We start from the raw sequence: 16955 nt of genomic DNA on the forward strand, positions 1-16955 counted from the left end.
GGGAGGCTTTTTCATTTACAGGATACTGACTTTCCTATCGTAATACGGAGAGGTTTCATACAGCTTCTTCCAGCGGGTCTTTCACCACGGGTGACGCGTAGACCGTAAACGGATCAATATCGATACATTTCGTTTCATCACGATTGCCGGCGATATCCCATGCAACTGTGCCGTTCATCACCGTCAGACGATCCACGAATACCTTACGGTCACGAAGCTGTGCGAGGATGCCCGAACGCATGACAAGCTCCGATGCATCGTAACGACGCACCGTGCCATCGTTGAAATACGCATAGACGGTGTAGTTATCCCCTGGGACAACCTGCAGTACTTCGGGGAAGAAACGAGAATCCATCTTCCTCATCTCCTTATCATCGGCGGTATCGGATTGGGCTCTCTGCCAGCCTTGACCAATTCCCAGTCCTGCATGAGTTCATCCTGATAGAGAACACACCATGCCAAGACAAGTTTTAGCTGTCGATTGGGAAGGTACCCATTCAAAATACTGGCATTCTGAATATCTATCGTGGCTTTATTCCCTGCATATTCCGCATGGATATGCGGAGGGTTATGATCGTTGTGGTAAATCGTGATACGGATACCAAAGAACAGGCTGATTTCAGGCATGCGATTCTCTCCCCGTCGTCAAAAACTTCCCCACTTCCGCATACAGCCGCTCATGAATCTCCTCGATGGGGAGAGGTGCGCCGTCTGCGCTCGATGGGATGCGTACCCAGCCGCAGCGTGCGGTGAGCAGGACATAGGCATCGTGAGTGCGGCGCAGGTAGTCCGCGTCGCGCTCGTGAATGTCGGGCGTCTCTCCCTTCGCCTGTGCGCGCGCGGTGAGCAGGCGCTCTGCCGCGCACGGCTCCATGTCGAGGAAGAATACGGCGTCGGGCACAGGCAGTCCAAGTTTGTTGAACTCGAAGTCATCGAGCCAGTCGAGAAAGGCATCGCGCTCGGCTGCATCCCTGATCTTCACCGCCTGATGCACCATGTTCGATGTGGTATAGCGGTCAGCAAGGATGATTGTCCCAGCCTCATAGTCCTGCCTCCACTTCATCCGATAGGAGGCGTAGCGATCAACCGCAAAGAAGGTCGAGGCGGCGTATGGATTCACCTCGTCCGCCTGCATGCCGAAGTCGCCGCGCAGATACATCCGCACCGGCATCGACGCATCCGCCTCGTAGTCAGGAAAGGCAACGGCCCGCACGCGATGCCCCTCGCGTATGAGACGCTGTGCGAGGAGGCGCGTCTGCGTTTCCTTGCCCGAGCCGTCGCCCGCTTCGATGATAAAGAGCTTTCCGCGTGCCATACTTATCCTTTCGCAATCACCGTCACCGTATCGAGAGACACATCTTCCGCCCCCACGACACGCGCTCCGATGGCCCGCATCATCTGCAGATAGCGGAGCGTCTCTGCGTCGATCACGTCACCGGGCGCGAGGACGGGAATCCCCGGCGGGTAGAACACAATCGTCTCTGCTGCCGTACGCCCCACAGCATTCTCTGCGGGCACGTGCTCCTTGGGCGAAAAATACGCCTCACGCGGCGTGAGCCGCGTCTGCGGCAGTGAGGGGAGGCCGCAGAGTGCCGCCTCTCCTGCGCCGCGTGAGGTGCAGCGCGGCGCATACTCCTCCGCCATGCTGCGGAGTGCCGCATAGAGCCGCTCTGTTTCCGATGCACCATCCGCATAGGAAAGGAGGAAGAGGACGTTGCGTGCATCCGCCAGCTCACAGGCGATATTCCGCCGCCGCAGTTCTTCCTCCGCCGCAAAGCCCGTCATGCCGAGCCCCATCACCTGCACGGTGATCTTCGTACGGTCGAGTGCCGCCATACCGGGTGCGCCCATACGTTCCGCGCCGAACGCCCACAGTCCCGGGAGCGCATTGATGCGCCGCCGCAGGTCATCGACACGGCGAACGAGATCGCTGATGCGCGGTGCTCCCTCCTCCTCCATCTGGGCACGTGCCAGATCGAGCGATGCAAGGAAGATCTCATTCGGACTAGTCGTCTGGAGAACGCCCGATGCCGCGCGAATCCGCTCCGGCGGCACGCGCCCGCCGCGCATGAGAAGCATCGAGGTCTGCGTCAGCGAACCGAGCATTTTGTGCGTGCTCTCTGCTGACAGATCTGCCCCTGCCGCCATCGCCGACGGCGGCAGTTCCTCCGAGAACGCAAAATGCGCCCCGTGTGCGCCATCCGTGAGGAGGAGTATCCCATGGTCGTGGAGAACGTCAGCTATCGCCGAAAGCTCCGATGTGACACCGTAGTAAGTCGGATGGACGAGAAGCGCGGCACGCGCCTCGGGGTGTTCCTGCACGGCATGTTCCACCGTTCGCAGAGATACGCCCATCGCAATCCCAAGCCGAGGATCTATCTCGGGGGCGAGATAAACGGGCCGTACACCCATGAGAATCATTGCTCCGACGACGGAGCGGTGCGCATTGCGCGGCACCAAAACAGTATCCCCGGGGTTGACCGCCGCCATCAGCATCGTGTGGACGGCGCCCGTCGTCCCATTGACCATAAAGAATGCCGCGTCCGCACCGTACGCGCGCGCCGCCATCTCCTCTGCCGCACGAATACAGCCCGTCGGAGCATGAAAGTCATCCAGTTCTGCTGAGAGCGAGACATCGGCACGAAGTCCCTCGTCGGTAAGCAGTCGCCGCAGCAGCGGATGCGCCCCGCGTCCGCCCTTATGCCCCGGGGTGTGATAGGGAGCAACGCCGCATCCCGCATAGCGGAGCAGTGCCTCTGCAATCGGCGCGCTCAAGCGTTCTCCACCATACGGTTGCGCACACGCAGATGCACCTTCGTCCCCTTGCCCGGCTCGGAGAGAATCTGGATCTCGGCGCCGATGAGCTTTGCCCGCTCCTCCATGCCGATCATGCCGAAGTGCCGTCCGCGGCGCCTGCGCTGCGACTCCATATCGAGCGCATCGTCGTCCTCATCGTCTGCCGTTTCATCCACATGGTCAGGAGAGAATCCGATTCCCTCATCTGCGATCAGTACGGTAAGCGCCTGCGCTGTATAGTGCATCCGCACGCGCACCTGATCCGTCCGCGCATGCTGAACGACGTTGTTAAGCGCCTCCTGCACAATGCGGAAGACGGCGATCTCCACGTGCTTCGGCAGATCATAGTGTTCCCCCTCGATGCTGAACGTCCCGCGCAGCTTTCCGCGCTCACCGAAGAGGGCAATCAGCTGCTCCACCGCCTGCGGAAGCCCAAGATCGTCAAGCGCCATCGGCCGCATGTCGAAGATGATCTGCCGCACGCTCGTCAGGCACTTTCGGATCTCGCCGCGCAGTTCCTCAAGCGTTTTCTTTGCCTCCGCCATGTCGTCCTGATCCATCACGCGCTCAATGATCGTCGACGTAAACAGGCAGTTCGCGAGATCCTGCGCAGGTCCGTCGTGGATCTCACGCGAAATGCGGTAACGTTCCTCCTCCGTCGCCTTGATGATCCTCGCACCGACAAACTTATCCTTCTGTACCGCCTCGATCTGCCAGATCACCCCGCTCACCTGTGTGCTGAGATAGCTGAGTACCGAGCCGATAGAGAGCGCCATCTGCTCCGCACGGGCAACCACATTGCCAAGATAGCGCAGACGTATCTCAAGCTTGTCACGTTCCACACGCATGGACTGCTCTTTCTCGCGCTCAATCGCAAGGTTGATCTGGATGATGGAAACCGCCTCGTACGTCTTACGGATCTCATCCTCCGTATATTCCGTGAACTTCTCGCTCACCTCGGCGAGACGCCGCTTGGCCTGCTGCTCCTCTGCGGTAAGGGCATCCACACGTTCAATGGTCGCAGCGACGTGTTCTTTCAGCTCCAGGAGACGGCGCCGTGCCCCCTCCACTTCCTTGCGCGTATTTTCATAGATGTCAAAGATCTGGGTCTTGTTGTCCTCGATCGTGTTGATCGTATTGGTCAGCAGTTTGCGCAGCTGTCCCTCTTCAACCCCCTCCACGGGCTGATCGTCTGCGGGTGCACTGCTCATCCGCCGTCTGTCTGTTGTGCGCATCATATCCTCCTATCTCTTTGCGCTTTATTGTACCCCATTTATCATGAAAAGTCACGTTCCCTTACTCCTTGCATTTTCTTCTAAAAATCGGTAAAATGACAAAACGGAGAGAAAAATACATTCCATAGATAAGGAATAAAACGAAAGTACAGGTGAACTCCATGAGTATTTTTTCACGCTTCCTGCCGAAACGCAAGCCGCCCGAGCTGAAGAACAACATCCCGAAGGAGAAGGAGAACATCCGCAAGACCTTCAGCGTCTACTGTGCAAAGCACCACAAGCCGAAAAACGGCAAACTCTGTCCTTCCTGCACGGCACTTCTCGCCACCGTCTTCACAAAGATTGACCGCTGTCCCTACGGTATCACAAAGCCGATCTGCGACCGCTGCGACCGCCCGTGCTTCGGTGCGAAGGCAACACAGGACTTCCTTACGATCATGCAGTCCACACAGCGTGGAATGTTCCTGCGCCACCCGGTCATGGCGATCAAGCACAAGCTGGCAAGCATGGGCGTGGACTACGTAAAATACCAGCAGCAGAAGAAGACCAACGACAAGGCGAAAGCAAAGGAGCAGGCGGCAAAGACGCGTGCCAAGGGAAAAGAGAAGAAGAAGTAACACGGCATAGAGAAAGGGCTGTATATGAAGTTCTGCTTCATATACAGCCCTTTGGTGTACAAGGATTACGCGAGGCTCTTGACGTAGTCCCTGAGCTGTTCAGTGGACCGCGTCACCTGCGAAAGGTTCGCCGTGATCTCCTGCGTGGACGCTGCCTGCTGCTCACTGATGGAGCCCGTCGTCTCGATGGACCGCGAGATGTCTTCAACGGCGCGGTTCATCTCTGTCAGCGTAGCATGGATGCGCTCCGTTGCCTCACGTGACTGCTCTGCGAGTTTGCGCACTTCCTCTGCCACAACAGCAAAGCCGCGTCCCTGCTCACCGGCACGAGCCGCTTCAATGGCAGCATTGAGTCCGAGCAGGTTCGTTTGTCCCGCGATATTTGTGATGAAGTCGATCACCTTCATCGTGTCGGCGTTGCGCTCCTGAAGGAACTTTGCCTGCTGGACAGACTCCTGCCCTGCCTTCGCGAGTTCTGTTGCACTCTTTGCCACCTGTTCGATTGCCTGAAATACCGTCTGCGTTGACACTGCAATCTGTTCGATCGTCGTCAACAGACGCTCATGGTCAATCTGCGTCTCTTTCGTTTCTTCTGCCATTCTTCTTCCTCCCTGATCCTACCCCGGGAATAAATTCTCTCATAAGAGCTCTTTTTGATTTATTCCACAAAGTTGGAAAAATCCCTTCCTCATGGAAAAATTTTCATTTTTCCGGCATAAGGATGATATTTACGGGCAAATTCGACGCCCCCGGCGGCGAGTAAAGAAAGGTGACCGGTGCATCTGCCCCATACGTGCCAAGGTCGGCAAGCTCCGTGTACGGGGTGAGTCTGCACAGGCCCTCCGCACGTGCCTGTGCGGCCTGGGGCGACTCCGGCTGTGTCTGATCGCCGAAGAACGCACGCGCTGCCGGTGTCTCCACAAGACGGCGGCCGCCGCCGCTCATTGCACTGACTGCCCCTGCATAAACGCCGCCGAGAGGGCTGAGGAAACAGTTCATCCGTCCGCGTCCCGCCATGGGCAGGCGGATTTGGTAGAGGATGCCGTAGTTGCCATAGTTGACGACAGGTGTTCCGTCTGTCGCATCAATTCCGCGGCGATAGATATCATGGACGTTGTCGGCAATGGGGAAATAGACGGCTCCGTCCCGCGCAGGATAATACGCCCGCGGCAGGCTGAGGATGCGGTCCATCCCATGAAACGTGCCGCGCAGGGCAACCTCGTCACGTGGGAGGATACGCGCTGTCCGCAGGAAGGCAAACGGATCGACATCAGCACCATACATCACGACGGAAACACGGACAGGGGCATTCGTGTGAAAATCATAGACCCCATAGACCAGTTCGCCCGGCGCGAGCACTGTGGTATTCATCGCCGGAGAAAGCAGGCGCGGGCGCTCCTTCGTCACATGAATACGCTCCTCACGCTGCTGCGCATCGAAGTAGGCGATCTGCGTTGCCTTTCCGACGCGCAGATAATCCGTACTCGGTGTACTTGAACCGCCGCGCGTCACAGAGACGATGGCAAGATCTGCATCCGTCTCGAGGATGACGGCCACCTTCTTCGGCTGTGCCGTATCGTTCAGGTGGTAGTAGAGGACACGTGCATCCCCCTCCACCGTATCGCGGTAAAGGATACCGCTCTCCCTGACATACTCAGGACTATCCGAAAAAAGCAGAGTCCCCCCCGTATCCTGTGTGGTCATATCCCAACGCCGCATCACATACGTGCTTCCGTGGGAGAATACATGGTTTTGCGGCTGTGCCTGTGTTCCGATGATATCTGCCACCCGTTTCCGTATGTTTTCCTCTGCCGTACCGCGCTCACGCACGATGGTTGTGCCCTCGGTGTGCTGCGCTGCCGCAGCGTGACCCGCACAAAAGAGGACAGTGGCCAATGCTGCCGCCTGTATTCCCTTAATTCCCTTATTCATGCCCGTTATCCTGCATTTCCTTTCTCATTGTTATCGTGTACTCCGCAGCGCATCCCGCAGTCTTTCGAGCGGTGCACGCACTCCGTCAGGCAGCTCTGCCATCCGCACCGCCGTGCGTGCTGCAAGATCCGCCTTCATCAAGCGCAGGCGGAACTCCGTCATCCCGAGATATGGTGCGGGGATATTGACGCGATGCAGGAGATACGGATTCGTCTGAAGGTTGTTCAGCCCCGCCTCACCTGTCACAGCGGTGAGATACTCTTCCTCAGGGAGCATGGCAACGATTGCCTCGTCATACGCCCCGTTCGGATAGGAGAAGCTGTAGATTGTCTTCAGCCCACGCCATTCGAGCAGCAGTTTCGAGAGGTGCAGCTCATCGTACCGTTCCTCCGGGGAAAGTTTCGTGAGCGGAATGTGATTTGCCGTATGGCTGCCGATCTCCATGCCGCTCCGCTCCAGATCAAACAGGTTGTCCCACGTCATATAGCCGGGCTGACCGATGTCATTCGTCACAACGTAGAACACGGCCTTCATTCCGCGCTCCTCAAGCATCGGCAGGACAACACGCCAGTTGTCTTCATAGCCGTCGTCAAAGGAGAGGATGACAGGCTTTTCAGGCAGTTCCTGCTTTCCCTTGCGTGCACGCGCATAATCCTGCGGCGTGATGGTCGTATATCCTTCCTGCGTGAGATAGTCCAGCTGTGCGGCGAACTCCTCGGGCGGAACGGCGTAGCGCACCTCATCGGGTTTCGCGTCATCCTTCACCATGTGATATTCCAGTATGGGAAAGCCCGCCGGCGGCTGTGCTGTCAGTACCCATGCAAAGGCTGCCAAAACAATGAGCAGCGGCAGCGGCAGTCCATGCGTGAGCCGCCGTGCAATACCTCGAATCAATCTGTTTCCTCCTCTGCCATCATGCGGAGTTTCCGCAGACGATGGCTCATTCCTGATTTGCTGATGTGGCAAAGCTCCGCCAGCTCCGCCATGCTGATCTCCGGATGGGCACGCCGCATCTCTGCTGTTTCGCGCAGCTCCTCCGGCAGGGCAGCAAGCCGCCCCGTCTCCTCCAGCCGCACAATCGCCGCCGTCTGATCCGCGGCAGCATCCACAGCACGCTGGAGGTTTGCAGTCTCAACGTTGACGATACGGTTGACCTGCGCACGCACCTCCTTCAGATTGCGTGCAACCTCAATCTCCTCTGCCGCCTCCTCCACACCGACGAGTGAGAGGAAGTCCATCACGGCATCTCCCTCTTTGAGATAGACAACATACATCTCATGACGATCGGTGATCCCGACAGGAAAATGCAGCCGTCGAAGGAGTGTATGGAGTGCACGCCCCATGGCCTCGCTTCGTGACGTGATCTCAAGGTGACACGCCGCCTCGGGGCGGTTGACGCTGCCGCCGCCGAGGAATGCACCGCGCAGGTAAGCGGCGCGGCAGCACTTCTTTCGCAGCAGGGCGAGATCGCTCCCTGTGCGCAGAGCCCCGTCAGCGGAAAAACCGAGACGTGCCAGGAGGGGGGTAGCAGTCTCTCCCGCCGCAATGTTGACGATATAGAGACGCCGCCGCAGCTGCGGCGTACGCTCCATCGCAACAGAAGTCTCGATAGAGCTGTCCATGGCGCGCAGCAGACGAATCACGCGGCGTGCTACGGCGGCACTCGCCGCCGTAAAGCGCAGCCCCGTCCCACGCACTCCATCCGTCGCAGCAGAGGCCCCCATACGCAGGAGTGCGGCCAGTTCTGCCGTCTGACAGCAGGCGCGGTCAACATCCGTACGCGAAAGTGCATTTTTCACATCTGAGGCAAAAGACGGCATCTCAGGTCACCCGAAAATCATAAATCATGCGCATGATATTGCGGCTGAGCTTGTCAGGATCATGCCGCACGGCATCCGCTTGGCTGATAATATCCGCCGCAACAAAGCCAATGCCGAGTGCGTTGATGGCCTCCTCGTCCACGGCAACGGGATAGATCCCCTGCGCGGCATACTGTGCGCGCAGTGCCTCGGAGATAGGTGTGTTGTTGACCAGCATAAAATCGATTGTTCCGCGCCCCGCATGCTTCAAAATTGCCTCCGCATGCATGGACGCCGTATAGCCATCGGTTTCACCGGGCTGTGTCATAACATTGCAGATGTAGATCTTGAGTGCATGGCTTTTCCGCAGTTCATCGGCGACACCGCGCACAAGCAGATTCGGCATAATGCTCGTATAGAGACTGCCGGGACCGAGGATGATTGCATCCGCCGTACGCAGTGCCTCAAGCGCTGAGGGCACGGGAGCAACATCCTGCGGAAAAAGACGTACGCGGCGGATGCGCCCCGGCACCTCCGGAATCCGCGACTCTCCCTCGACGACAGTTCCGTCTTCAAGAATGGCATCGAGCCGTACGGATTCCTTCGATGCAGGCAGGACACGCCCCTTGACGGCAAGGACTTTGGAGGACTCGCGCAGCGCCGTCTCCATGTCTCCCGTAACCTCTGCCATCGCCGCGAGAAAGAGATTGCCGAAGCTATGCCCTGCGAGATTGCTCGCCCCTTCAAAGCGGTGCTGAAAGAGCTTCTCCATCAGCGGCTCGGTATCGGCGAGTGCGACGAGGCAGTTCCGCAGATCTCCCGGCGGAATGATGCCGAGCTCCTCGCGCAGGCGTCCCGAGGAGCCGCCGTCATCCGCCACCGTCACGACAGCAGTCACATTGCTCGTCAGCTCCTTGATGCCGCGCAGGAGCACCGAGAGCCCATGCCCCCCGCCGATCACCGTCACCGACGGGCCGCGGCTGAGCCGTGTTTTTTCATAGACCAGATCAACGAGACGCGCCGATGTTCCCTCCGGCATGAGTGCCGTGATGACGGAGCGAATGACGTGCCGCGTCGCCACGAGCATGAGTACACTGCCGACAAGAGACGCAAGTACGCCTGCCACAACCGTGAAACCGTAGTCATAGCTGCCCTGCCACGTATAGACAAAGCGGAAGATTGCCTCCTCGATGGAGTCAATGTACTTGTAGTTAAAGATCAGTGCAGCCCCGAGTCCGACGAGAAGCGTTCCGAGCGCAAAGACGAACAGCCAGCGCTTGAACCCCATGCCGGGATAGAGCCATTTCATCAGATGCATGGATCCGTCATCCCTCGCTCACGTGTTCCCGCACCTCATTCTTCATGAGGTCGCGATGTTCCAGATGCGCCGCATAGTGTTTCTTGATGCGGTCATAGAGATGCTTCGCGATAAAGACACTGCGGTGCATCCCCCCCGTACAGCCGACAGCGATTACGAGCTGGCTCTTCCCCTCCTTCACATACTGCGGCAGGAGGAAGTCCACAAACCCATCCAGGTATTCCTCGAACTTCTGCGTCACATCCCACGACTCGATATAGGACGCGACCTGCGGAACGGTTCCGCTTCTCCTGCGAAGGGAGTCCACATAAAATGGATTGGGCAGGAAACGCACGTCAAAGACAAGATCCGCATCGAGCGGAATGCCGTACTTGAATCCAAACGAGAGGATGTTCACATTCATCTCCGTATCCGTGCCCGGCGTATCGTAATGACGGCGGATGATGTCCCGCAGTTCCGCCTTGCGCAGCTTCGACGTGTTGACGATCTGTGTCGCGCGTTCGCGCACAGGAGCAAGGCGCTCCCGCTCGCGCGTCACGCCCTCGGAGATGCGCGCATCCGGGGCGAGCGGATGCGGCCGCCGTGTTTCCTTGTAGCGTCGGATGATGACATCATCCGACGCCTCAATAAAGAGCAGTTCATAGGGGACGCCGCCCGCATCCAGATCACCGAGCACACGCACAAAATCGTCGAAGAACTCACGGCTGCGCGTATCCACGACAATGGCGGCACGGTTGATCTGCCCGTGCGTCTCACGGCAGAGATCAATAAACTTTGGGATGAATACCGGCGGGAGGTTATCCACACAGAAGTAGCCGAGATCCTCCATATAGCGGGCAGCAAGCGACTTGCCGCCGCCTGACAGCCCCGTCACGATCACGGGGCGGAACTTCTCCGCGGGACGTTTCATTTCCATCATAATCCCACCTTACAGCACAAATTTTTCCACAGCGGCGGCAATCCCGTTTTCATCATTGGATGCCGTGATATAGGATGCACGCGCCTTTGCCGCGGGAAGACCATTCGCAGGAACGACAGAGAACGCGCCCATCGAGAGCATGTCAAGATCGTTATCTGCATCGCCTGCAACCATGACCTCATCGAGTGTCAGCCCCATCGCGTCCGCAAGCGCCTGCACGCCGACCGCCTTGTTGATGCCGGGCGGGTTGATGTCAACGCTCGTGCCCGTATTCTGCTGCGGCACGAGGCGTCCGCCGAAGTGCGCCCGCACCTCGCTGACGTAGGAGTCAACCCCGCTTTTCATCTCGCGCAGGACGAACTGCGGTACGTTCTCCGTGCAGCCGAGATAGTCGCTTCCCACCTCCGTCACCACGAAATTCGCCGTCGTTCGATAGGCGGCAAAGCATTCTGCACGGTATTCCGGCGCGTAGATCTCGATGCCGTTGTACCAGTTCACGTACCAGTCCCGTGCATAGCAAAACGCAAGGAACTCCCGCACAAGCGCGGGATCAAAATAACGGGCAAAGAGCGGATCGCCCTCCGCCGTTCCGACATACCCGCCGTTGCAGCAGATGACGGGGGCACGCGAGCCGAGCAGCCGTACAAAGTAGAGTGCGGAGCACAGCATCCGCCCCGTCGCAATGGTGACGGTGACGCCGCGTGCCATGGCGCGTGCCAGGATGTCCTTCGTCCGCGCCGTAATGGTCTTGTCCGAGGTCAGAAGCGTGCCGTCCAGATCGAGCGCGATAAGTTTGATTGCCATGCCTTCATCCTCTCCGCATTGGTACAGGTGCATTCGCCCCCATCCCGAGCACATACGTGTAGATTGCCGCCGCAAGGCCATTCTCCGTGCAGGACAGCGTCTCGTAATCCGCTTCCTCTTTGACTTCGGGAAAGGCATTTCCCATGGCGACGCTCTTTCCCGCCGCCTTCAGCATGGGCAGGTCATTGTACGCATCGCCGATGGCCATTGTTTCATCCGCAGTGATGCCCAGCTTTGCCGCAAGTGCCGTGAGTGCCGATGCCTTCGAGACCCCCTTCACAACGATCTCGACCAGCCGATCTGCCGAACGCGTCACACCGATGTGTGCGCCGAACGCATCCATGAGCATCTGTGCACGCGCCTCACTCACGGCGCGCCCCTCCGTCACGAGGAGCAGCTTGCAGTTGCCTGTCACGTACGCAAGCATTCCATTTCTCCCGACGGCCTTGCCGGTGATCTTCTGTGAATTCTCGTAAAAACGCGACTCCTCACAGGCGATGGCATAGCGCAGCACACCGCCGCTGTAGCTTTGGATATACCAGCCCCGTGCCTGCGCAAAGGTGATAATGTCCCGTGCGAGCATCGGGTCAATCGCATGCTCCTCATAGATGCGTCCGCTCGGGCTCTTGATCAGCGCACCATTGTAGGCGATGATCGGCACATCGACGCCGAGCGCCTCAGCGACGGGCAGTGCCGCCTCGAACATCCGCCCCGTCGCGATCGTCACGGTGACCCCTGCGCGTACGGCACACTGCACCGCCGCGATATTCTCTGATGAAACGATATCGCCGCTTGGCAGCATCGTACCATCCAAATCCGACACAAACAATTTTACCGCCATTGTGGCTTCCCCTCCGTATCCATTTCTCAAGCGTCCCCCTGCACATCCCACGGGAAACTGCTGACAAAATCATTTCCCCTATGCTATAATGATCGAAAGCTTCCGTGAAAGGAGCGTTTCTGTGCTCAGCATCTTTCGCCAACTGATCGTCGTCGTCGCCCTGCTCCTCATTCTCGTCGGCATCTTCGGTCTCTCGTACACGTACCGCATCGACCACCGCAGCGCACGCAGTCTCTCTGCCTACGCGACCATTGATTTTCGCGCATCCTACACGGAAGAGGGACGGCTTGAGGGCGCGACACTGTCCCTGCTCGACTATCGCTATGACAGTGCAAAACTCCTGCCTGACGTCATCCTCTATACGGACGGCACAGCATGGGAAATGAAGGCGGCAACGAAGTACACACCGCATCCTGTCCCTGCGTCAGACAGCGCATACAAGAATGAAAATAAAATGTTCGTGGTGTTCCCCCGCGCCTGCCTGCCCGCCATCCGCAAGGCAGTGAGTGTCCGCCTGCGCTTCTACTACGACAACGGGAAAACCATCGACCTCCCGCTGAACGAGCCCGATCTCGCCTACTGGCAGCGCGAACTCAGTCAGGGAATTTAGGGAGTCACTGATAAAAATGAAGTCCGTCGGACTGCGTAGATTCTTCATCCTGTCAAGGAGACAAACCGGACCCATAGCGGAGGCTATGCGGAGGATCCAGGGCACAGACAGGGCGGAAAAGATGGACGAAGACGGCAGTGCTGAATTTATCCCTGCTTCCCCAGGATAAGACATCTGGTATTTATTGTACTGTGATAAAAAACATTCGTCAAGGCAGGACCGACTATGAAGAAAAATGACCTCGCGCTCATCGCTGCGCTGCTTCTCCTCTGCGGGATCGGCGCAATATTTTTTGCGCTTCGCACGGACGATGCAGTGCGTCACGCTGTCATTACGCAGGACGGCACACAGCTCTATGACATCCCGCTCACGGGACACAAAGGGACGGAGGACATACAGATTGCGGACGCACACGGCGAGAACACGATCCGCATCGAGGGAGAGAGCATTTCTGTCGTCCACGCGGACTGCCCCGATCAGGTCTGCGTGCGGACGGGACGCGCGGAGAAAAAGGGGGACGTGATCGCCTGCCTCCCGCATAAACTCCTGATCGAAGTGAAATGATATGAGACCGCTTCATCATACGGCGCGCATCGCCTTCCTCACATCCCTCTCCCTCATTCTCTTCCTCCTTGAGGGATTTCTTCCCCTGCCGCTGCCGGTACCGGGGGCAAAGCTTGGGCTTGCCGCCATCGTCACCCTCATCGCGCTCCGCCTCCTTCCGCGCACCCGCGATGCCGCCGCCGTACTCCTCCTGCGCATCTTTCTCTCCGCCTTCCTCGGCGGCGGAGTCGCACCGCTCCTCTACAGCCTCGCGGGCGGACTGGCGAGCTTTGCCGCCATGGTACTCCTCCTGCGGTACACGCAGCTTTCTCTCATCGGCATCAGTGCTGTCGGCGGACTCTTCCACAACATCGCACAGCTTCTCGTCGCTGCCGCAGTCATGGAAAGCAGTGCGCTCCTCTTCTACGCACCAATCCTCGGGTGCGTCGGCATCCTGACCGGTACGGGCATCGGCATCCTCGCACAATCCATTGTGAAAAAAATAAATAAATAAATAGATAAATATTCTCAATTCTAATATTTTGTGCTATACTATTCCTATCAGAATATTCCTTTTCTACATGATAGGAGGTTCATATCCATGGAGTATCGCATTGAGCACGATTCCCTCGGCGAGGTCAAGGTCCCCGCAGACAAGTACTGGGCGGCGCAGACCGAGCGCAGCTTCGAAAATTTCCCCATCGGCATAGAGAAGATGCCAGCCGAGATCATCCACGCATTCGGCATTCTGAAAAAATCCGCTGCCATCGCGAACCACACGCTCGGCAAACTGGACGAAAAGCGACTCTCTGCCATCTGCAAGGCATGCGATGAGATCCTCGACGGCAAGCTCGCCGCCCACTTCCCGCTCGCCGTCTGGCAGACGGGCAGCGGAACACAGTCCAACATGAACGTCAACGAGGTCATCGCAAACCGCGGCAATGAAATCGCAGGCGAAAAGATCCTCCATCCAAACGATCATGCAAATATGTCGCAGAGCTCGAACGACACCTTCCCAACAGCAATGCACATTGCCGCCGTCATCGCCATCGAAGACGGGCTCTTCCCCTCCATCGACCTTCTCGCCGCGACCTTCCGCCGTCTCATGGCAGAGAACGACGGCATCGTCAAGACGGGACGCACGCATCTGCAGGACGCAGTGCCCATCTCCTTCATGCAGGAGATCAGCGGCTGGCTCGATATGCTTGAGCAGTCAAAGAAACAGCTGCAGGCATCCCTTCCCTTCCTCCATGAACTGGCACTCGGCGGCACCGCCGTCGGCACGGGGCTCAATGCGCCGAAGGGATTTGACATTGCCGTCGCCCGCGCGGCGAGCGAGCTGACAGGAAAGCCCTTTGTCACCGCAGCAAACAAGTTCCATGCCCTCACGAGCAAGGACGCCATTGTCTTTGCCCACGGCGCACTCAAGGGGCTTGCCGCCAACATGATGAAGATTGCAAACGACGTGCGCTGGCTCGCCTCGGGACCGCGCTGCGGACTCGGCGAGATCACCATCCCCGCGAACGAGCCCGGCAGCTCGATCATGCCGGGTAAGGTCAACCCGACCCAATGCGAGTCCGTCACGATGGTCGCCGTACAGGTCATGGGCAACGATGCCGCCATCGGCTTTGCCGCCTCACAGGGGAATTTTGAGCTGAATGTATTCATGCCCGTCATCATCTACAACTTCCTGCAGTCCACACGCCTGCTCACCGACTCCATCAAGTCGTTCAACGACCGCTGCGTCGTCGGCATCAAGGCAAACCGCGAAAAGATGCACGAGAATCTGCATCGCTCGCTCATGCTCGTCACGGCGCTCAATCCATACATTGGGTATGAGAACGCCGCCAAGACAGCACACAAGGCGTTCGATGAGAACATCAGCCTGAAAGAGGCATGCGTCGCACTCGGCTTCCTCACCGCAGAGAAGTTCGACGAGGTATTCCATCCCGAAGAGATGGTCTAAGGAAGCACTGACAAATTCGGCACGGCCATCTGGCATACCTCATTTTATCAGCGATTCCCTAAGGCATACAGAGCCGCTCAGTACAACGGGGCTGCTGCAAACTTCATGCAGCAGCCCCGTTTTTTTTCACAATATTTCTCTTCATTGGGTCAAAAAATGCTATAATAACTGCAGTGATACAACATTTAACAGAAACGGAGCACCCTATGCAAAATACAACATACCAAAACCTCATCATCGGGTTTGGCAAGGCAGGCAAGACGCTCGCGGGCTTTCTCGCGAAGAAGGGCGAGACGGTCGCCCTCGTCGAGCGGTCAAAGGAGCGCTACGGCGGCACCTGCATCAACGTCGCCTGCATCCCGTCGAAGTCGCTGGAGTACAGCGCGCGTCTCTCAGCAGCGGCGGGCGGTGGCTTTGCTGCAAAGGCGGAGCGCTATCGTGCGGCGATTGCAGAGAAGCGCCGCCTCACGGCGATGCTGCGTGAAAAGAACTACGCCAAGGTGAGGGGCGCGGGTGCTGTCGTCATTGACGGAGAAGCATCGTTTGTCGATGCGCATACCGTGCGCATTGTCGGCGCGGACGGAGAGCAGACCGTCACGGCGGAACGCATCTTCATCAATACAGGCGCACTCCCCTTCGTTCCGCCAATCGAGGGGGCGGCAGAGAGCACGCACGTCTACACGAGCGAGACGATGATGGAGCTGGACAAGCTGCCCGAAAAGCTCGTCATCATCGGGGGCGGCTATATTGGGCTTGAGTTTGCGTCATACTACGCCAACTTCGGGTCGTCCGTCACCGTCGTGCAGGACGGCACTGCCTTCATTCCGCGTGAAGACACGGAGATCGCCGCACGCGTCCTCCAGCATACAAATGACCGCGGCATCCATATTCTGATGGGAGCGAAGGTACAGCGCATCGAGGACAGTGCCGATGCTGCGACCGTTGTCGTGCAGACGGCGGACGGAGAGAAGACGCTTACGGCGAACGCCATCCTCATTGCCACGGGCCGCCGCCCGAACATCGAAGGGCTGAATCTTGCAGCGGCGGGCGTTGCTGTGACGGAGCGCGGTGCCGTCGCCGTTGACGAGCACCTGCGCACAAGCGTCCCGCATATATGGGCGATGGGCGATGTCGCGGGCGGCCTGCAGTTCACCTACATCTCTCTCGACGATTTCCGCATTGTCAAGGATCAGCTCGCAGGCAGCGGAACACGTACAACGGCAAATCGCGGAGCCGTCCCCTACTCCGTCTTCCTCGATCCGCCGCTCTCGCGCGTCGGGATGACAGAGGCACAGGCAGAGGCAGCAGGCTTTGACGTACGCGTCCTCCGCCTGGAGGTCGCCGCCATCCCGAAGGCACAGGTTTACAAGAAGCCCGCCGGCATGCTCAAGGCAGTGGTTGACGCAGCGACGGACACCATCCTCGGTGCTCATTTCTTCTGTCCCGAGTCGCAGGAAATGATCAACCTCATGAAAATGGCAATCGACCAGGGCATTACTGCCGCCGCACTCGGTTCTGCCATCTACACCCACCCGACCATGACCGAAGCACTAAACGATCTGTTTAGCTAAGGAG

At 58.3% G+C, this 16955-nt stretch carries 19 protein-coding genes; 6 read left to right on the forward strand and 13 right to left on the reverse strand.

The window, feature by feature from the left end; translation table 11 throughout:
* Window positions 1-55: 55 nt before the first annotated feature.
* Genes HMPREF0908_RS08525 through HMPREF0908_RS08545 form a run of 5 tightly spaced genes read right to left on the reverse strand, consistent with a single transcriptional unit; the run spans window position 56 to window position 4031 of the window.
* Entirely contained in the window at window positions 56-355 is a 300-nt protein-coding gene (locus HMPREF0908_RS08525) for a DUF2442 domain-containing protein (RefSeq protein WP_050755868.1), read from the reverse strand.
* A 5-nt stretch (window positions 356-360) separates the two neighbouring features.
* Complete coding sequence (locus HMPREF0908_RS08530) at window positions 361-627, reverse strand: DUF4160 domain-containing protein (RefSeq protein WP_006691089.1); 267 nt, start codon at window positions 625-627, stop codon at window positions 361-363.
* A complete protein-coding gene (locus tag HMPREF0908_RS08535; protein WP_006691090.1) occupies window positions 620-1315 on the reverse strand; it encodes a dTMP kinase in 696 nt (231 codons plus the stop codon). Before HMPREF0908_RS08535 ends, HMPREF0908_RS08530 begins: the two co-directional genes overlap by 8 nt.
* A 2-nt stretch (window positions 1316-1317) precedes the next feature.
* Window positions 1318-2775: an aminotransferase class I/II-fold pyridoxal phosphate-dependent enzyme gene (locus tag HMPREF0908_RS08540; protein ID WP_006691091.1), complete on the reverse strand. Its 1458-nt coding sequence runs from the start codon at window positions 2773-2775 to the stop codon at window positions 1318-1320.
* Complete coding sequence (locus HMPREF0908_RS08545) at window positions 2772-4031, reverse strand: sensor histidine kinase (protein WP_156778233.1); 1260 nt, start codon at window positions 4029-4031, stop codon at window positions 2772-2774. The genes HMPREF0908_RS08540 and HMPREF0908_RS08545 overlap by 4 nt, the downstream gene beginning before the upstream one ends.
* Window positions 4032-4192: 161 nt before the next feature.
* Here HMPREF0908_RS08545 and HMPREF0908_RS08550 point away from each other — a divergent pair, with 161 nt between their 5' ends.
* On the forward strand, window positions 4193-4648 hold the full coding sequence (locus tag HMPREF0908_RS08550; RefSeq protein WP_006691094.1) for a nitrous oxide-stimulated promoter family protein: 456 nt from the start codon (window positions 4193-4195) through the stop codon (window positions 4646-4648).
* Window positions 4649-4713: 65 nt separating this feature from the next.
* On the opposite strand, the gene HMPREF0908_RS08555 is transcribed toward HMPREF0908_RS08550, so the two are convergent.
* The 8 genes from HMPREF0908_RS08555 to HMPREF0908_RS08590 all read right to left on the reverse strand — a co-directional run bounded on the left by HMPREF0908_RS08555 (window position 4714) and on the right by HMPREF0908_RS08590 (window position 12261).
* Window positions 4714-5247: a methyl-accepting chemotaxis protein gene (locus tag HMPREF0908_RS08555; protein WP_006691095.1), complete on the reverse strand. Its 534-nt coding sequence runs from the start codon at window positions 5245-5247 to the stop codon at window positions 4714-4716.
* Between the two features lie 103 nt (window positions 5248-5350).
* Window positions 5351-6580, reverse strand: a complete 1230-nt coding sequence (locus HMPREF0908_RS11335) for a hypothetical protein (RefSeq protein ID WP_006691096.1) — start codon at window positions 6578-6580, stop codon at window positions 5351-5353.
* Window positions 6581-6610: 30 nt separating this feature from the next.
* Window positions 6611-7474, reverse strand: a complete 864-nt coding sequence (locus tag HMPREF0908_RS08565; RefSeq protein ID WP_006691097.1) for a polysaccharide deacetylase family protein — start codon at window positions 7472-7474, stop codon at window positions 6611-6613.
* Window positions 7471-8400, reverse strand: a complete 930-nt coding sequence (whiA, locus tag HMPREF0908_RS08570) for a DNA-binding protein WhiA (protein ID WP_006691098.1) — start codon at window positions 8398-8400, stop codon at window positions 7471-7473. The genes HMPREF0908_RS08565 and whiA overlap by 4 nt, the downstream gene beginning before the upstream one ends.
* A 1-nt stretch (window position 8401) precedes the next feature.
* A complete protein-coding gene (locus tag HMPREF0908_RS08575; RefSeq protein WP_006691099.1) occupies window positions 8402-9697 on the reverse strand; it encodes a gluconeogenesis factor YvcK family protein in 1296 nt (431 codons plus the stop codon).
* Between the two features lie 7 nt (window positions 9698-9704).
* Window positions 9705-10616, reverse strand: a complete 912-nt coding sequence (gene rapZ, locus HMPREF0908_RS08580; protein ID WP_006691100.1) for an RNase adapter RapZ — start codon at window positions 10614-10616, stop codon at window positions 9705-9707.
* A gap of 9 nt (window positions 10617-10625) precedes the next feature.
* A complete protein-coding gene (locus HMPREF0908_RS08585) occupies window positions 10626-11420 on the reverse strand; it encodes a Cof-type HAD-IIB family hydrolase (protein WP_040572657.1) in 795 nt (264 codons plus the stop codon).
* Window positions 11421-11424: 4 nt separating this feature from the next.
* Window positions 11425-12261, reverse strand: a complete 837-nt coding sequence (locus tag HMPREF0908_RS08590) for a Cof-type HAD-IIB family hydrolase (RefSeq protein WP_006691102.1) — start codon at window positions 12259-12261, stop codon at window positions 11425-11427.
* A 121-nt stretch (window positions 12262-12382) separates the two neighbouring features.
* Here HMPREF0908_RS08590 and HMPREF0908_RS08595 point away from each other — a divergent pair, with 121 nt between their 5' ends.
* The 5 genes from HMPREF0908_RS08595 to HMPREF0908_RS08615 all read left to right on the forward strand — a co-directional run bounded on the left by HMPREF0908_RS08595 (window position 12383) and on the right by HMPREF0908_RS08615 (window position 16951).
* The gene (locus HMPREF0908_RS08595; protein WP_040572658.1) at window positions 12383-12871 is read left to right on the forward strand and encodes a hypothetical protein; all 489 of its coding nucleotides are present in this window, start codon (window positions 12383-12385) and stop codon (window positions 12869-12871) included.
* A gap of 225 nt (window positions 12872-13096) precedes the next feature.
* Window positions 13097-13435, forward strand: coding sequence for a NusG domain II-containing protein (locus HMPREF0908_RS08600; RefSeq protein WP_006691105.1), 339 nt, complete (start codon window positions 13097-13099; stop codon window positions 13433-13435).
* Window position 13436: 1 nt separating this feature from the next.
* Window positions 13437-13928 carry a Gx transporter family protein gene (locus HMPREF0908_RS08605; protein ID WP_006691106.1) on the forward strand — a complete coding sequence of 164 codons (492 nt, stop codon included), beginning with the start codon at window positions 13437-13439 and terminating at the stop codon, window positions 13926-13928.
* An 87-nt stretch (window positions 13929-14015) separates the two neighbouring features.
* A complete protein-coding gene (fumC, locus tag HMPREF0908_RS08610; RefSeq protein ID WP_006691107.1) occupies window positions 14016-15380 on the forward strand; it encodes a class II fumarate hydratase in 1365 nt (454 codons plus the stop codon).
* Between the two features lie 206 nt (window positions 15381-15586).
* Window positions 15587-16951 carry an FAD-dependent oxidoreductase gene (locus tag HMPREF0908_RS08615; RefSeq protein ID WP_006691108.1) on the forward strand — a complete coding sequence of 455 codons (1365 nt, stop codon included), beginning with the start codon at window positions 15587-15589 and terminating at the stop codon, window positions 16949-16951.
* Window positions 16952-16955: the final 4 nt, after the last annotated feature.

The organism is Centipeda flueggei ATCC 43531 (assembly GCF_000160695.1).
In the GTDB taxonomy this organism is placed as follows: Bacteria; Bacillota; Negativicutes; order Selenomonadales; family Selenomonadaceae; genus Centipeda; species Centipeda flueggei.

Excerpts from the sequence above, each read along its gene's own strand:
- HMPREF0908_RS08525 (WP_050755868.1), bottom strand. The coding sequence starts at position 355 with ATGGATTCTCGTTTCTTCCCCGAAGTACTGCAGGTTGTCCCAGGGGAT.
- HMPREF0908_RS08530 (WP_006691089.1), bottom strand. The coding sequence starts at position 627 with ATGCCTGAAATCAGCCTGTTCTTTGGTATCCGTATCACGATTTACCAC.
- HMPREF0908_RS08535 (WP_006691090.1), bottom strand. The coding sequence starts at position 1,315 with ATGGCACGCGGAAAGCTCTTTATCATCGAAGCGGGCGACGGCTCGGGC.
- HMPREF0908_RS08545 (WP_156778233.1), bottom strand. The coding sequence starts at position 4,031 with ATGCGCACAACAGACAGACGGCGGATGAGCAGTGCACCCGCAGACGAT.
- HMPREF0908_RS08550 (WP_006691094.1), top strand. The coding sequence starts at position 4,193 with ATGAGTATTTTTTCACGCTTCCTGCCGAAACGCAAGCCGCCCGAGCTG.
- HMPREF0908_RS08555 (WP_006691095.1), bottom strand. The coding sequence starts at position 5,247 with ATGGCAGAAGAAACGAAAGAGACGCAGATTGACCATGAGCGTCTGTTG.
- HMPREF0908_RS11335 (WP_006691096.1), bottom strand. The coding sequence starts at position 6,580 with ATGAATAAGGGAATTAAGGGAATACAGGCGGCAGCATTGGCCACTGTC.
- whiA (WP_006691098.1), bottom strand. The coding sequence starts at position 8,400 with ATGCCGTCTTTTGCCTCAGATGTGAAAAATGCACTTTCGCGTACGGAT.
- HMPREF0908_RS08575 (WP_006691099.1), bottom strand. The coding sequence starts at position 9,697 with ATGCATCTGATGAAATGGCTCTATCCCGGCATGGGGTTCAAGCGCTGG.
- rapZ (WP_006691100.1), bottom strand. The coding sequence starts at position 10,616 with ATGATGGAAATGAAACGTCCCGCGGAGAAGTTCCGCCCCGTGATCGTG.
- HMPREF0908_RS08585 (WP_040572657.1), bottom strand. The coding sequence starts at position 11,420 with ATGGCAATCAAACTTATCGCGCTCGATCTGGACGGCACGCTTCTGACC.
- HMPREF0908_RS08590 (WP_006691102.1), bottom strand. The coding sequence starts at position 12,261 with ATGGCGGTAAAATTGTTTGTGTCGGATTTGGATGGTACGATGCTGCCA.
- HMPREF0908_RS08600 (WP_006691105.1), top strand. The coding sequence starts at position 13,097 with ATGAAGAAAAATGACCTCGCGCTCATCGCTGCGCTGCTTCTCCTCTGC.
- HMPREF0908_RS08605 (WP_006691106.1), top strand. The coding sequence starts at position 13,437 with ATGAGACCGCTTCATCATACGGCGCGCATCGCCTTCCTCACATCCCTC.
- fumC (WP_006691107.1), top strand. The coding sequence starts at position 14,016 with ATGGAGTATCGCATTGAGCACGATTCCCTCGGCGAGGTCAAGGTCCCC.
- HMPREF0908_RS08615 (WP_006691108.1), top strand. The coding sequence starts at position 15,587 with ATGCAAAATACAACATACCAAAACCTCATCATCGGGTTTGGCAAGGCA.